Source organism: Embleya sp. NPDC001921, assembly GCF_053594475.1.
This window is the reverse complement of the sequence record NZ_JBSFEO010000002.1, coordinates 365,598-380,197: the sequence shown is the minus strand read 5'-3', so window position 1 is coordinate 380,197 and position 14,600 is coordinate 365,598. Positions and strand designations below refer to the sequence as shown.

Annotated in this window: 12 protein-coding genes; 9 read left to right on the top strand and 3 right to left on the bottom strand. The window is 72.4% G+C overall.

Annotated elements, in window-relative coordinates; translation table 11 throughout:
* Positions 1-521 precede the first annotated feature (521 nt).
* Positions 522-1,259: an SseB family protein gene (locus tag ACWCPW_RS03375; RefSeq protein ID WP_449759871.1), complete on the top strand. Its 738-nt coding sequence runs from the start codon at positions 522-524 to the stop codon at positions 1,257-1,259.
* A gap of 272 nt (positions 1,260-1,531) precedes the next feature.
* Here ACWCPW_RS03375 and ACWCPW_RS03370 read toward each other — a convergent pair whose 3' ends face one another.
* Positions 1,532-1,924, bottom strand: a complete 393-nt coding sequence (locus ACWCPW_RS03370) for a DUF1844 domain-containing protein (protein ID WP_406294272.1) — start codon at positions 1,922-1,924, stop codon at positions 1,532-1,534.
* Positions 1,925-2,341: 417 nt separating this feature from the next.
* Here ACWCPW_RS03370 and infC point away from each other — a divergent pair, with 417 nt between their 5' ends.
* The 7 genes from infC (at position 2,342) to pheT (ending at position 9,692) form a co-directional block, all read left to right on the top strand.
* On the top strand, positions 2,342-3,007 hold the full coding sequence (gene infC, locus ACWCPW_RS03365) for a translation initiation factor IF-3 (RefSeq protein WP_449759870.1): 666 nt from the start codon (positions 2,342-2,344) through the stop codon (positions 3,005-3,007).
* 96 nt (positions 3,008-3,103) lie between these two features.
* Positions 3,104-3,298, top strand: coding sequence for a 50S ribosomal protein L35 (rpmI, locus tag ACWCPW_RS03360; protein ID WP_078978620.1), 195 nt, complete (start codon positions 3,104-3,106; stop codon positions 3,296-3,298).
* Positions 3,299-3,415: 117 nt separating this feature from the next.
* Complete coding sequence (gene rplT / locus ACWCPW_RS03355) at positions 3,416-3,808, top strand: 50S ribosomal protein L20 (RefSeq protein WP_020552013.1); 393 nt, start codon at positions 3,416-3,418, stop codon at positions 3,806-3,808.
* Between the two features lie 73 nt (positions 3,809-3,881).
* Entirely contained in the window at positions 3,882-4,727 is an 846-nt protein-coding gene (locus ACWCPW_RS03350) for a TrmH family RNA methyltransferase (RefSeq protein WP_449759869.1), read from the top strand.
* A 139-nt stretch (positions 4,728-4,866) separates the two neighbouring features.
* Complete coding sequence (locus ACWCPW_RS03345; protein ID WP_449759868.1) at positions 4,867-5,916, top strand: ATP-binding protein; 1,050 nt, start codon at positions 4,867-4,869, stop codon at positions 5,914-5,916.
* Positions 5,917-6,063: 147 nt separating this feature from the next.
* Positions 6,064-7,185: a phenylalanine--tRNA ligase subunit alpha gene (gene pheS / locus ACWCPW_RS03340; RefSeq protein ID WP_402229840.1), complete on the top strand. Its 1,122-nt coding sequence runs from the start codon at positions 6,064-6,066 to the stop codon at positions 7,183-7,185.
* Complete coding sequence (pheT, locus tag ACWCPW_RS03335; RefSeq protein ID WP_449759867.1) at positions 7,185-9,692, top strand: phenylalanine--tRNA ligase subunit beta; 2,508 nt, start codon at positions 7,185-7,187, stop codon at positions 9,690-9,692. Before pheS ends, pheT begins: the two co-directional genes overlap by 1 nt.
* 77 nt (positions 9,693-9,769) lie before the next feature.
* On the opposite strand, the gene ACWCPW_RS03330 is transcribed toward pheT, so the two are convergent.
* A complete protein-coding gene (locus ACWCPW_RS03330) occupies positions 9,770-11,680 on the bottom strand; it encodes a hypothetical protein (RefSeq protein ID WP_449759866.1) in 1,911 nt (636 codons plus the stop codon).
* Between the two features lie 169 nt (positions 11,681-11,849).
* Between ACWCPW_RS03330 and ACWCPW_RS03325 the strand changes: the two genes are divergently transcribed.
* Positions 11,850-12,524: an SDR family oxidoreductase gene (locus ACWCPW_RS03325; protein ID WP_449759865.1), complete on the top strand. Its 675-nt coding sequence runs from the start codon at positions 11,850-11,852 to the stop codon at positions 12,522-12,524.
* 170 nt (positions 12,525-12,694) lie between these two features.
* Here ACWCPW_RS03325 and ACWCPW_RS03320 read toward each other — a convergent pair whose 3' ends face one another.
* Positions 12,695-14,560 carry a hypothetical protein gene (locus ACWCPW_RS03320; RefSeq protein ID WP_449759864.1) on the bottom strand — a complete coding sequence of 622 codons (1,866 nt, stop codon included), beginning with the start codon at positions 14,558-14,560 and terminating at the stop codon, positions 12,695-12,697.
* Positions 14,561-14,600: the final 40 nt, after the last annotated feature.

Below are 14,600 nucleotides of genomic sequence, written 5' to 3'. Positions count from 1 at the left end.
AGCACGTCGTCGGCCAGGCCCAGGGACTTTTTTCTCGGAGGAGCGAAGCGGAGGAGAGAAAAAAGGCGGCGCCTCGCTCGTGACTTCGTGTCCCTGCGCTTCGCTCCGGGCCACGAAGTCAAAGTCTGCGGCTCCGCCGCTCTCCGCGCTTCGCGCGTCGATCACTTGGGTTGGCGGAGGTCGGGGGCGCTGACGCGCCGGGGGGTGTGCGGGGTTGGGTTTGGTTTGGGGTGGGTGTGCCGGGGCCGGGGCCGGGGTTCGGGTCGGGGGTCGGGTTGGGCGTGCGGGGTCGGGGTTCGGGTCGGGGTTCGGGTCGGGGGTCGGGTTGGGCGTGCGGGGTCGGGGGTCGGGTCGGGGGTCGGGTTGGGCGTGCGGGGTCGGGGTTGGGGTTCGGGTTGGGCGTGCGGGGTCGGGTCGGGCGTGCGGGGTTGGGGGTTGGGGTGGGTGTGCGGGGGTGGGGTTTGGGGTGGGGTGGGGCTGGTTGGGGTGAGGAGTGGTGGGGGCGGGTCTACAGTCGACGGGTGGATTTCAGCGGCAAGAGCATTCCCGATACCGGTTTTCCCGATGACGACGGCAGCGCGGACCCGGCGCTGGCCGAGGCCCTGGCGGCTCGGGAGGTGGACGACGAGGCGGTCTCGCGGGCGCTGTGCCGGGCGCGGCTCCTGGTACCGGTCGTGGCGATCCTGACCGAGGAGGAGGACGTCGCGCCGGGGGAGCTGCGCCGGGAGAAGTCCAGCGACATGGCGGTGCCCACGATCCAGGGGCCGGACGGGCGCCGGGCGCTGCCCGCGTTCACCTCGGTGGCGGCGTTGGCCCGCTGGCGCTCGGACGCCCGGCCGATTCCGGTCGAGGCCGCGCGCGCCGCGCACGCCGCGTACGCGGAGGAGGCGGACACGCTGCTGCTGGATCTGGCCGGCCCGCATCCGTACGAGCTCAGCGGGAGTCGGCTGCGGGCGGTGGCCGAGGGGCGCGCACACCTGGCGCCGCATCGGGACCCGGACATCCTGGGCGCGGTACGGGCGGCGGTGGCCGAGGAGGACGCGGTCTCGGCGGTGTACCTGACCGAGGGCGGCGGCCACGAGTTGACGCTGAGCCTGGTCGCGGCCGCGGCGCCGACCGAGGTCACCGAGGCGGCGCGGCGGATCGTGGGGCGGTTGGCCGAGGACGATGTGGTGCGCGCGCGCCTGGATCGCGGCCTGGACCTGGCGATGTTGCCTCCCGGCAGCGCCCTGGACGTGGAACCACTCTTCGCACGATGAACCCGGGCGGGGGCCTCCGGCCAGGTAGTCCGGCCGGGTTGCTCCGCGTGGGCGCCGGGCTGGGTCGGTCGCGGCCGGGTGCGGTTTGCTGCGCGCCCGTCCGGGGTGGGTCGGCCTGCGGCCCGCTTGTCCTCAAACGCCGGACGGGCTGAGTGGTTTGGCCCGGGCCGGTTGGACGGGGCGCCCCCGTGCCGGGTGGGTTGTCCCCGCGACGACCGGGTTGATGGGGTGTCCCCGCGCCGGGTGGGTTGGGCCGGCGCGGGGTGGGTGGGTCAGGTGTGGACCGGGCCGGTGAGTTTTTCGCCGGGGCCCTTGCCTGCCTGGTCCGGGTGGGTGGAGGCCTCGCGGAAGGCGAGTTGCAGGGTCTTGAGGCCGTCGCGCAGCGGGCCCGCGTGGTAGGAGCCGACCTCGGGGGCCGCGGCGGTGACCAGGCCCGCGAGGGCGGTGATCAGCTTGCGTGCCTCGTCCAGGTCCTTGTGCGCCTCGCCGTCCTCGGCCAGGCCCAGTTTGACCGCCGCCGCGCTCATCAGGTGCACGGACAAGGTGGTGATGACCTCGACGGCCGGCACGTCCGCGATGTCCCGGGTCATGGTCTCGACCCGGTCGGGGTGGCCGGCGAAGTCGTCGGTGTGGCCGGGTGACGTAAGTGGGGCGCTCTCGCTCATGTGCCCAGTCTCGGGTATGCCCCGGAATCGGGGAACAACGGGGCCCTTCGCCATGTTCGAGCCAGTGGTAGAGTGATGTATCGACCGACCGGGCATCTGCACGCCCGGCCTGCAAGCGGAGGCTCCGTCTCCCACCCGATCGACCTCACGGACGACGGGTACCGGTCCGGTGCGACGCACTTCGTGTGTGTTCGTTCCACGTTCGCCGCCCCTGGGCGGCTTCGTCAGCCGGTGGTGGAGCCTCGCATGCAACCGTGCGAGGTTTTTTCGCGTTGCCTGGATGGCTTCACGGAGAACCTGGCTCGGGGGGAAGTTACACCGAGACACATGTGGCCGCTTCGCCCGCGGTCGCTTCAGGTATGAGGAGGCCCCATCAGCGCCGAGCCCCGCATCAACGACCGGATTCGCGTCCCCGAGGTGCGACTCGTTGGTCCTGGCGGCGAGCAGGTCGGAATCGTCCCGCTGGCCAAGGCCATGGAACTTGCCCAGGAGTACGACCTCGACCTCGTCGAGGTCGCGGCCAACGCCCGGCCGCCGGTCTGCAAGCTCATGGACTACGGCAAGTTCAAGTACGAGTCGGCCATGAAGGCCCGTGAAGCGCGCAAGAACCAGGCGCACACGGTCATCAAGGAGATGAAGCTCCGGCCGAAGATCGACCCGCACGACTATGACACCAAGAAGGGTCACGTCGAGCGGTTCCTGAAGCAGGGCGACAAGGTCAAGATCACGATCATGTTCCGTGGTCGCGAGCAGTCCCGGCCCGAGTTGGGCTACCGACTGCTGCAGCGCCTCGCGACGGACGTCCAGGACCTCGGGTTCATCGAGTCGAACCCGAAGCAGGACGGCCGCAACATGATCATGGTTCTGGGCCCGCACAAGAAGAAGACCGAGGCCATGGCCGAGGCCCGCGAGGCCCAGGCGGCTCGCAAGGACGCGCGCCGTGTGGCCGTCGAGTCCGGGGACGATCACCCCGACGAGACGGAGACCGCGGACGCTCCCGAAGCCGCACCGGCCGAGGCCGCTCCGGTCACCGAGGCCCCCGTCGCGAGCGACGCGGAGTCGAAGGCCGAAGAGCAGGTCTGACCCGGAACGGGTCGCCCCGCGCCCGATTTGCAAACACACCTGTGCCTGCCCGGTCACCACCGGGCGGGTGCGGCACGACGAGGAGACTGCGGCGACATGCCGAAGAACAAGACCCACAGCGGTGCCAGCAAGCGCTTCCGTATCACCGGCTCCGGCAAGGTGCTGCGTCAGCGTGCGGGTCGCCGTCACCTTCTCGAACACAAGCCCTCGACCCTGACCCGGCGCCTCGCCGGTGTCGTCGAGGTGGCCCCGGCCGACGCCAAGAAGATCAAGAAGCTGCTCAAGAAGTAGTAGGCAGCAGTCGTCGCACCGGCTGACGAGAACCCACCGGTCGGCGACCGGCGACGGTCCCAGACTTACCCGGGCCGCGGTCGACACACCGCGGTCTGACATCAAGGAGTTCATCAAGTGGCACGCGTCAAGCGGTCAGTCAACGCCCACAAGAAGCGCCGCGTCATCCTCGAGCGGGCGTCCGGCTACCGCGGCCAGCGGTCCCGTCTGTACAGGAAGGCCAAGGAGCAGGTCACCCACTCCATGGTCTACAACTACAACGACCGCAAGAAGCGGAAGGGGGACTTCCGTCAGCTCTGGATCCAGCGCATCAACGCCGCTGCCCGCCTGAACGGGATGACCTACAACCGCTTCGTGCAGGGCCTCAAGGCCGCCGGTGTGGAGATCGACCGCAAGATGCTCGCCGAGCTCGCGGTCAACGACGCCCCGGCGTTCGCCGCCCTCGTCGAGGTAGCGCAGAAGGCCCTCCCGGCCGATGTCAACGCGAAGAAGGAAGACGCCGCGGCCTGATCGCCGACTCACGTCGTCGATGTCGCGGTACTTCTTACGTCGTTACAGGTCGAGAGCAGAGAACGGTAACGCGATGGCGAGCCCCGAGCTGACGTCCACCCGATCACCCCGAGTGGCGGCGGCCCGGCGGCTCGCCAAACGTGCTTTCCGGGCCCGTGAGCGGCTGTTCCTGGCCGAGGGGCCGCAGGCGGTCCGCGAGGCCGTGGCCCTGTCCGGGACGCTGCGCGAGTTGTACATCACCCCCGAGGTGGCCGAGCGCTACCCCGATCTGGTCGCGGGCGCGTCCGCGGCCCGGGTCCCGGTGTTCACCGCCACCGACGAGGTGGTCGCGGCGATGAGCCAGACCGTGACGCCGCAGGGCGTGGTGGGGCTGTGCCGGTTCGTGGACGTACCGCTGGAGCGCGCGATGGCCGCGCGGCCGGAGCTGGTCGCGGTCCTCGCCAACGTGCGCGACCCCGGCAACGCCGGCACCGTGCTGCGCGCGGCCGACGCGGCCGGTGCCGAGGCCGTGGTGCTCACCGACGCGTCGGTGGACCCGTACAACCCCAAGGCCGTGCGCGCCTCCGTGGGCAGCCTCTTCCACCTTCCCGTGGTCACCGGTGCCCGGATCGAGGACACCGTGGCCGCGCTGCGGGCCGCCGGGCTGCGGATCCTGGCCGCCGACGGCGCCGGGGACGCGGACCTGGACGGCGAGTTGGACGCGGGCGGGCTGAGCGGGCCCACCGCGTGGATATTCGGCAACGAGGCGTGGGGGTTGCCCGAGGAGACCCGGGCGCTGGCCGACGCCGTGGTGCGAGTCCCGATCCACGGGCGGGCCGAGAGTTTGAACCTGGCGACCGCGGCGGCCGTGTGTCTGTACGCGTCCGCCCGCGCGCAACGCGGGCGCGGGGGTTGCCGCTCCGGCGCGCGCGGCCGGTGATGCCGCCGACGTTCCCGGCTTGACCACCGGTCGTGGGGGAACGAATCCGTTGCGTCCGGCGCATCCGGACGGCACGTCGTGCGTTGGGATAGTGTGTCCGGCCCGGAACTCCCTCGGGCCCGAAACGGGAAGGGGGCCGATGGACGCCGACATGCTGCCCGACGGCCTGGTGATCGCGGACGAGAACGGCATGGTGGTCACGTTCAACACCGCCGCCGCCCGGATCACCGGGACGCGTCCCGAGGACGCGCTCGGCAAACACATCGCGGACGCGCTGCCGCTGGAGGATCTCGAGGGCAGGCGTTGGTGGGTGTGCACCGACCCGTACGGCGGCCTGGGCACCCGGACCCGGCAGCCGGAGCGCAATCTGCTCCTGGCCGGCCGGGAGATCCTGGTCACCGCGTCCTTCGTGCGCCCCGAGGGACCGCACGGCCCGCTGGCCAAGCTCGTGGTGTCGCTGCGCTGCACCGACGCGCGCAGGCGGATCGAGCGCGGCCACTCCGACCTGATCGCCACCGTCGCGCACGAGCTGCGCTCGCCGCTGACCTCGGTCAAGGGCTTCACCGCGACCCTGCTGGCCAAGTGGGAGCGGTTCACCGACGAGCAGAAGCGGCTGATGCTGGAGACGGTCGACGCGGACGCGGACCGGGTCACCCGGCTGATCACCGAGCTCCTGGACATCTCCCGGATCGACGCGGGCCGGCTGCAACTGAACCGCCAGGTCGTGGACATGGAGGAGGCGGTGCACCGGCACCTGCGCGCTATGGAGTGCAACGGCCTGCCGGACGAGCGCTTCGTGCTCGTGGTGGACGGGCCGCTGCCGAGCATGTGGCTGGACGCCGACAAGCTCGACCAGATCCTGGGCAACCTGCTGGAAAACGCGGTGCGCCACGGCGCGGGAACCGTCACCATCGAGATGCGCGCGGTCTCCATCGGGTCCGCGCCCGGTGCGCACGGGACGGAGATCACGGTGAGCGACGAGGGCCCGGGTATCCCGGACGAACTCCTCGACCGTGTCTTCACCCGGTTCTGGCGCGGAAACCGCCGCGGTGGCACCGGCCTGGGGCTGTACATCGTCAAGGGCCTGGTGCAGGCGCACGCGGGCAGCATCGGCGTGGATCGCGCCGAGTGCGGCGGGGCCCGATTTCGATTTACCCTGCCGGCCGCGATGCCGGACGTCCTGATGTAGCAACGCGGGACGCTCCACCACACGTCGTCGCGGTTCGGCCGACACACGCACGCCGATCAGGCGTCAGTAAACTCGGAGCGCGGACGTCGTAGGACGTCATTGCCGCCTCCACCACCGGCGGATCCCCCACAGGAGCACTGGACACAGATGTCGGCACCGAACAAGTCGTACGACCCGGTCGAGGTCGAGGCGTTGAAACCAGAGGAAGTCGAGCGGGCCCGCGACGCGGCGCTCGCGGCGGTCGCCGCCGCGGGCGACCTCGCCGAGCTGCAGGAGGCGAAGGTCGCGCACACCGGCGACCGCTCGCCGCTCGCGCTCGCCAACCGTGAGATCGGCGCGCTCCCCCCGCAGGCCAAGGCCGAGGCCGGCAAGCGTGTCGGCCAGGCGCGCGGTGCGGTGAAGAAGGCCCTGGAGCAGCGTCAGGTCGAGCTGGAGGCCGAGCGCGACGCGCGCGTGCTGGTCGAGGAGGCGGTCGACGTCACGCTGCCGTGGGACCGCGCTCCGCGCGGCGCCCGGCACCCGCTGACCACGCTGTCCGAGCGGATCGAGGACCTCTTCGTCGCGATGGGCTACGAGGTCGCCGAGGGCCCGCAGGTCGAGGCGGAGTGGTACAACTTCGACGCCCTCAACATCCTGCCGGACCACCCCGCGCGGACCATGCAGGACACCTTCTTCGTGCGCGCCGAGGACGGCTCGGCGGACTCCGGCGTGGTGCTGCGCACGCACACCTCGCCCGTGCAGATCCGCACGATGCTGACCCGTACCCCGCCGATCTACGTGATCTGTCCGGGCCGGGTCTACCGCACCGACGAGCTGGACGCCACGCACACCCCGGTCTTCGGGCAGATCGAGGGTCTGGCCGTGGACAAGGGCCTGACCATGGGCGACCTCAAGGGCACCCTCGACCACTTCGTCGAGGCGATGTTCGGCGAGGGCATCGTCACCCGGCTGCGCCCGTCGTACTTCCCGTTCACCGAGCCCTCCGCCGAGCTCGACCTCAAGTGCTTCGTGTGCCGCGGAGCCTCGGTGGGCGACCCCGAGCACCCGTGCCGGACCTGCCGGTCCGAGGGCTGGATCGAGTGGGGCGGCTGCGGCATGGTCAACCCGCGCGTGCTGATCGCGTGCGGCATCGACCCCGAGGTGTACAGCGGGTTCGCGTTCGGCGTGGGCCTGGAGCGCGCGCTGATGTTCCGGCACAACGTCGAGGACATGCGAGACATGGTCGAGGGTGACGTCCGGTTCACCCTTCCGTTCGGGATGGAGATCTGATGCGGGTCCCGCTTTCGTGGCTGCGGGAGTACGTCGACCTCCCCGCCGGCGAGTCCGGGCGCGATGTCGCCGACAAGCTCGTGGCGCTGGGCCTGGAGGTCGAGACGGTCGAGCGGCTCGGCGCGGACCTCAAGGGTCCGCTCGTGGTCGGCCGGGTGCTGGAGATCGAGGAACTGGAGGGCTTCAAGAAGCCGATCCGGTTCTGCAGGGTGGACGTCGGCGATGCCAACGGCACCGGTGAGCCGCAGGAGATCGTCTGCGGCGCGCGCAACTTCGAGGTCGACGACAAGGTCGTGGTGATCCTGCCGGGCGGCGTGCTGCCCGGTCCGTTCGAGATCGCCGAGCGCAAGACCTACGGTCACGTCTCGCGCGGGATGATCTGCTCGGCTCGCGAGCTGGGCATGGGCGACGACCACGACGGCATCATCGTGCTGCCGATCGAGGCGCAGGTCGGCGCGGACGCGATCGAACTGCTGGGCCTGGTCGACGAGGTGCTCGACATCGCGGTGACCCCGGACCGGGGCTACTGCCTGTCGATGCGCGGCGTCGCCCGCGAGGCGGCGATCGCCTACGGGCAGCCGCTGCGCGACCCGGCGCTGCTGGATGTGCCGGACGCGAACGGGTACGGCTACCCGGTCCTGGTCGAGGACCCGGCCGGCTGCGACCGGTTCGTCGCGCGCACCGTGGTCGGCATCGACCCCGAGGCGCCCTCCCCGCTGTGGTTGCAGCGGCGGGTGCAGATGAGCGGCATGCGGCCGATCTCGCTGGTCGTGGACGTGACCAACTACGTGATGCTCGAACTGGGTCAGCCGCTGCACGCCTACGACCGGGCCCGGTTGCAGGGTCCGATCGTGGTGCGTCGCGCGCTCGAGGGCGAGACGCTGACCACGCTCGACGACGCCGAGCGCCGGTTGGACCGCGAGGATCTGCTGATCTGTGACAACCGGGGGCCGATCGGTCTCGCGGGGGTGATGGGTGGCGCGAGCACCGAGATCGGCGAGGACACGGCCGACATCGTGATCGAGGCCGCGCACTTCGACCCGGTGGCCATCGCGCGCACCGCGCGTCGGCACAAGCTGGGCTCGGAGGCGTCGCGCCGGTTCGAGCGCGGGGTGGACCCCGAGGCGGCCCGGGCCGCGGCGCAGCGCGCGGTGGACCTGCTGGCCGCGCTGGGCGGCGAGCGGGCCCAGGCCGAGGCGGGCGTGACCGAGGTGGACGCGCCGCGCGAGGTGGTGCGGATCGTGCTCGCGGCGGACCACGCGGCGAAGGTCGCGGGTGTCGCGTACCCGCGTGAGACGGTCGCGCAGCGGTTGCAGGAGGTGGGCTGTTCGGTCGAGGGGATCGACGAGCTGAGCGTGGTGCCGCCGACCTGGCGGCCCGACCTGACCGACCCGAACGACCTGGCCGAAGAGGTGATCCGGCTGGAGGGCTACGAGCAGGTGCCCTCCACGCTGCCGCAGGTGCCGGCCGGTCGCGGATTGACCGTCGACCAGCGTCGTCGGCGCCGGCTGGGGCGCGCGCTCGCGGGCGCGGGCTACACCGAGGTGCTCAACTACCCGTTCCTGGGGCAGAGCGCGTTCGATGATCTCGGGTTGCCCGAGGACGACGCGCGGCGGCGCACCGTGGTGCTGGTCAACCCGATCTCCGAGGAGGAGCCGGCGCTGCGTACGACGCTGCTGCCGGGGTTGCTCGGGACGCTGCGTCGCAACCTCGGGCGCGGCAACGGCGATCCTGCGCTGTTCGAGTCGGGCGTGGTCTTCCGGCCGAACGCCTCGACTCCGGCCGCGCCGGTGCTCGCGGTGGATCGGCGGCCCACGGACGAGGAACTGGCGCGGTTGGCGGCGGCGTTGCCGCACCAGCCGCAGCGGGTCGCGGTGGTGCTGGCCGGCGAGCGGGAGCGCTCCGGCTGGTGGGGCCCGGGCCGGCCGCAGGTCTGGGCGGACGCGGTCGAGGCCGCGCGGGTGGTCGCGGACGCGGTCGGGGTCGAGCTGACGGTGCGCCGGGATCAGCACGAGCCGTGGCATCCCGGGCGCTGTGCGGCGCTCGTGGTGACCGCGCCGGACGGGACCGAGCGGGTCGTGGGGCACGCGGGCGAACTGCATCCGCGGGTGATCAAGACGCTGCACCTGCCCGAGCGGGTCGGCGCGATGGAGTTGGACCTGGATCTGCTGACCGCCGACCTCGACGGCGAGTTCGTGCCGCAGGCCGGGCACATCTCGTCGTATCCGGTGGCCACGCAGGACGTCGCGCTGGTCGTGGACGCCTCGGTGCCCGCCGCCGCGGTCGAGGCCGCGCTGGTCGAGGGCGCGGGCGAACTGTTGGAGTCGGTCCGGCTGTTCGACGTGTACACCGGTGCGCAGATCGCCGAGGGCGGCAAGTCGCTGGCCTACGCGCTGCGGTTCCGCGCGCCGGATCGCACGCTCACGGTCGAGGAGGCCACGGTCGCGCGCGACGCGGCGGTGGCGCTCGCGGCGGAGCGTACCGGGGCGGTGTTGCGCGGGGCGTGACGCCTTCGCGTTCGTCGTCTCTCGTCGTCGCTCGGATGCGGCCCGTACACCTGTCGGGTGTGCGGGCCGCATCCGTGTCAGGGCGGGGGCGCCGGGGTCGGGGTCGGGGCGGTGGGCAGGACGCCCGGAGCCAGTACGTCGACGCCGCAGATCTGCCGGGCGGCCGCGATCGGGTCGTTGGGGAAGCGGAAGGCGGTGCGGGCCGGTGCGCCGGTGAGGTTGGCGGCGAAGCGTCGCCAGGACATCGGTGCGCGCACCGAGTCGCGCAGTTCCTTGAGCCGGCCCCGGTCGGCGGTGCCGCAGGTGAGCGTGTAGCGCGCGGCGGCGATCCGGATCGGGTCGATGCCCGGGGGTGCGGGTGCGGCCGGGTCGGCGTACTCGGCGAGCACCCACGCCGGGTCGATCTGCTTCTCGTGGCCGGGGCGGCCGCGGGTGGTCAGGTGGATGTGCGCGGCGAGCGGGTAGGCCAGGCCCAGGTCGTCGAGCGCGATCCCGGTGATCGGGGTGGCCGCGCCGTTCATGCCCAGCGCGGGCCACATGGCCACGATCGACGCGTTCAGGTCCGGCCGCAGCGGGACCACGAAGGAGTGCGTCGGGGACCGGTCGACCAGGGTGTGGCGATATCCCGGGCGCGGGCCCCGGATCATCGTCGGGAAGCCGGGGAAGCGGTCGATGAAGACGTCGGCGGTGACCGGGTTGGCGACGCCCAGGACCGAGGTGTAGAAGCCGCGTTCGTCGGCGACGCCGCCGGGGCCGATGCCGGCGTAGGGCACCCGGAAGGCGATCGCGGTCAGCAGCGACCAGACGGCCAGGGCGCTCACCGCGGGTACCGCGATGCGGTTCGCGGGGACCAGCAGGATCGGCAGCAGCAGCAGGAACAGCCCGGGCAGCAACATCCGGGCGTGCATGAAGTCGCCGCCGACCCGGACCACGTAGAGCAGCATGGTCAGGCCGGACAGGACCGGTACCGCGTACAGGACGCGCAGTCGGGTGCGGGGGTCCGGGGCGGGCCGGGCGGGGGCCGGCGGGCGTGGGTGCCGTGCGGCTGCGCCCGCTCCTCCGACCGCGACCGCGGCTGTGGCGGATGCGGCGAGGATCAGCGCGGGCAGCCACAGGTGGTAGGGATCGGCCAGGTCGTGCGCGTAGGCCCAGCCCCGGGACCAGTCCGCGGATGAGGCCTCCTTGGTGATCGCGGGCAGCGGGAGCAGGACGCCGTAGTAGCCCATCCGGAAGATCTCGTACGCCAGCGGGAGCGCGGCGGCGGTGCCGAGCAGGGCGAGCGCGCGTGCCGGTCGGGGGCGGTGTACGAGGGCGAGGGCGATCAGGAAGCCGAGGCCGGCGATGGCCAGGTCGGGGCGCACCAGCGGGCCCAGGCCGGCGAGCAGGGCCAGGGCGTGGGCGGTGTGGGCGCGCGGCTCGTGTGCGAGGTGCACCAGCAGCCACCAGCAGCCGGCGGTCCACAGCGTGGTCAGGCCGGTCTCCAGGCCGGAGGTGGCGAAGTCCCACACCGGCGGCAGCGCGAGCAGGACGAGCGCGCCGCACGGGAGCAGGAACGCGGCGCCGGATCGGGGCAGGTGCAGTCGGCGTCCGGCGTCGGCGGCCAGGAACCAGCCGATCACGCTGCACAGCAGGCCCAGGCGCACGGCCAGCGGGGCCGGGTCCTGGCCGGTGAGTTCGGTGCCGGCGACCAGGAGCCACTGCCACAGGGTGCTGGTGGCCGCCTCGGCGCGCTCTCCGGGGTTGAACACGGGGCCGTTGCCGGCCAGGATCTGGCGGACCGTGCGGGTGAAGATCAGGCCGTCGTCGCACAGCCAACTGCGTTGTCCGCCCCATGCGGCGAGGAAGACGGCGGGCAGCAGCACCATCGCGACGTTCCAGCGGGCGGCCGGGCCCCGGGCGTGGTCGGGGGCCAAATCGGCGGGGTCGGCGGGGTCGGTGGGGTCGGTGGGCGGTGGGTCCTGTCCGGGCAGGGTGGTGGTCAGGGTCATCGTGAGCGGGCTCCAGTCGGGGCGGCCGGACGGGGCGGCCGGTCGGGGCGGGGCGGGGCGGGGCGAGAGACGAGTGGGGCTGGTGGGGTCGATGGTGCGACCGGGCGGGGCCGGTTGGGCCGTGCGTGGTCGTCGATCTCGGCGCTCGCGCACCTCGTAGGGTGGCGGGATGAGTACTTACGTGATTACCGGTGCCGGTAGCGGTATCGGTGCGGAGATCGCCCGCCGGCTGCGCGAGGACGGCCACGACCTGGTCGCGATCGTGCGGTCGCCGGCGCGGGCCGCGGAGGTGGCCGGGCCCGGGGTGCGGACGGTGGTCGCGGACCTGGAGTGCCCCGAGACGATCGCGGACGCGCTGGCGCCGCTCGCCGAGGAGACGTTCGCGGGCCTGGTGCACAGCGCGGGCGTCGCGGATCTGGGCACGGTGGCGGAGACGGCCTCGGCCGTGTGGTCGCGCACATTGACCGTCAACGTGGTCGCGGTGGCGGAGGTTACGCGCGTGCTGCTGCCGGCGTTGCGGCGCGGGCACGCCGACGTGGTGCTGCTCAACAGCGGTGCGGGGTTGCGGACCAATCCGGGCTGGGCGGCGTACGCGGCGAGCAAGCACGCGTTGAAGGCGTTGGCCGACGGGCTGCGGGAGGAGGAGCCGCGGTTGCGGGTGACCAGCGTGTATCCGGGGCGGACCGCGACGCCGATGCAGCGTGGGGTGCGGGAGCAGGAGGGTGGGGCGTTCGAGAGCGAGCGGTACAGCGATCCCGGGACCGTCGCGGGGGTTGTCGTGTCGGCGCTGTTGCTGCCGCAGGATTCGCGGATCAACGACGTGACTGTCCGGTCCCGGGGCTGAGCCGGCCTTCGGGCCGTGGCCGGCCCGACGGCCTTTGGTCCTCGAGCGCCGGACGGGCCGAGTTGGCTGGGTCCGGGCGGGGCGGTTGCGGTTGGTGGGTGCCTGCGGCGGGTGTCCTCGAGCGCCGGTCGGGCCGAGGTTGGTGGGCCGCCGGGGGTGGGGTGTGTTGGTCAGCGGTCGGGTTTGTCTTCGGGGAGGGCGCCCTTGGCGAGGACGTCTACGCCGCAGATTTCCTTGGCCGCGGTGATCGGGTTGTTGGGGAAGCGGAACGAGGTGCGGTCGAAGGCGCCGGTGAAGTTCTTTTTGAAGCGGCTCCAGGACATCGGTTCGTGGACCGAGTCCTGGAGCTCCTTGAGCTTGCCCCGGTTGGCGTCGCCGCAGGTGAGGGCGTAGCGGGCGGCCTTGACCCGGATCGGGTCGATGCCCGGGGGCAGGACGGCGTCGGGGGAGGCGTACTGGGCGAAGACCCAGGCGATGTCGATTTCCTTCTCGTGTCCGGGGCGGCCCCGGGTGGTGAGTTCGACGTGGGCGGCGAGCGGATAGGCCAGGCCCAGGATGTCCACCGAGACGCCGTCGAGCGGGGTGTTGGCGCCGTTCATGCCCAGGTTGGCCCACACGGTGGCGACCGGGGCGGGCAGGTTCGGGTTGAGCGCGGTGACGTAGAAGCCGTCGTACCAGGGGTAGACGATCACGTGCGTGTGCTCGGCGCGGGCGGCGTTCGCGGCGGAGGGGAAGCGTGGGTAGTTGGCCACGTAGGAGTACGCGGTGACCGGGTTGGCGACGTTGAGCGCGCCGACGTAGAAGGCGCGTTCGTCGGCGACGCCGCGCGGGCCGATGCCGTCGTAGGGCACCCGGAAGGTGATCGCGCAGATCAGGGCCCAGCCGACGAGCACCGTGGCGGCGGGTACCGCGAGTCGGTTCGCGGGGACCATCAGGATCGGCAGGAGCAGCATGAACAGTCCGGGCAGCAACATCCGGGCGTGCATGAAGTCGCCGCCGACGCGCACCACGTAGAGCAGCATCGCCAGGCCGCACAGGACCGGCACCGCGAAGACGGTGAACCGATTCCAGGCGGCGCGGTCGATCGCGCGCAGGCGCCCGGGCAGGCCCGCGGGGTCGCTCAGGCGCGGGACGAGTCGGCCGAGCACGACGGCCGCCAGCACGACGGCCGGGATCCACAGGTGGTACGGGTCGGTCAGGTCGTGGACGTAGTCCCAGCCCCGGGGCCAGTCGGCCGCGGAGGCCTCCTTGGTGACGGCGGGCAGCGGCAGCAGGACGCCGTAGTAGCCCATCCGGAAGATCTCGTACAGCAGCGGCAGGGTGAACGCGGTGCCGAGCAGGGCGGCGACCCGCAGCACGCGCGGGCGGCGGACGACGGCGAGCGCGATCAGGAAGCCGAGGCCGGCGATGGCCAGGTCGGGGCGCACCATCGGGCCCAGGCCGGCCAGGAAGGCCAGGCCGTATTCGACCCGGGCGCGCATGTCGTGCGGCAGCCGGACCAGCAGCCACCAGCAGCCGGCGGTCCACAGCGTGGTCAGGCCGGTCTCCAGGCCGGAGGTGGCGAAGTCCCACACCGGCGGCAGCGCGAGCAGCGCGAGCACGCCGAACGGCACCAGCCAGGGGGTGTCGTCGGTGCGGGTGTACAGCTTGCGGGTGGCGTGCAGGGCGAGCGCGTAGCCGGCGGTGGTGCACAGCAGGCCCAGGTAGACCGCGAGCCGGCCGACGTCCGTTTGGGTGATCCACGAGGCCAGGACCAGGAGCCACTGCCACAGCGTGCTCGTGGACGCCTCGGCGCGTTCGCCCACGTTGAACACGGGGCCGTGGCCGGCCAGGATCTGGCGGACCGTGCGGGTGAAGATCAGGCCGTCGTCGCTGATCCAGCGGCGGTGCCACCCCATGATCAGCACGATCAGTGCCGGAGCCAGCACCATCGCGGTGTTCCAGCGGGCGACGCCGCGGGGCCGCGGGCCGTCCACGGGCGGATCTGCCGGTCGCCCGGAGCGCGAGCGCCCGGACAGCACACTCACGAGGCTCATGGTTCGTTGACTCCAGTCGGGGCGGGCCGGCCGACCACAC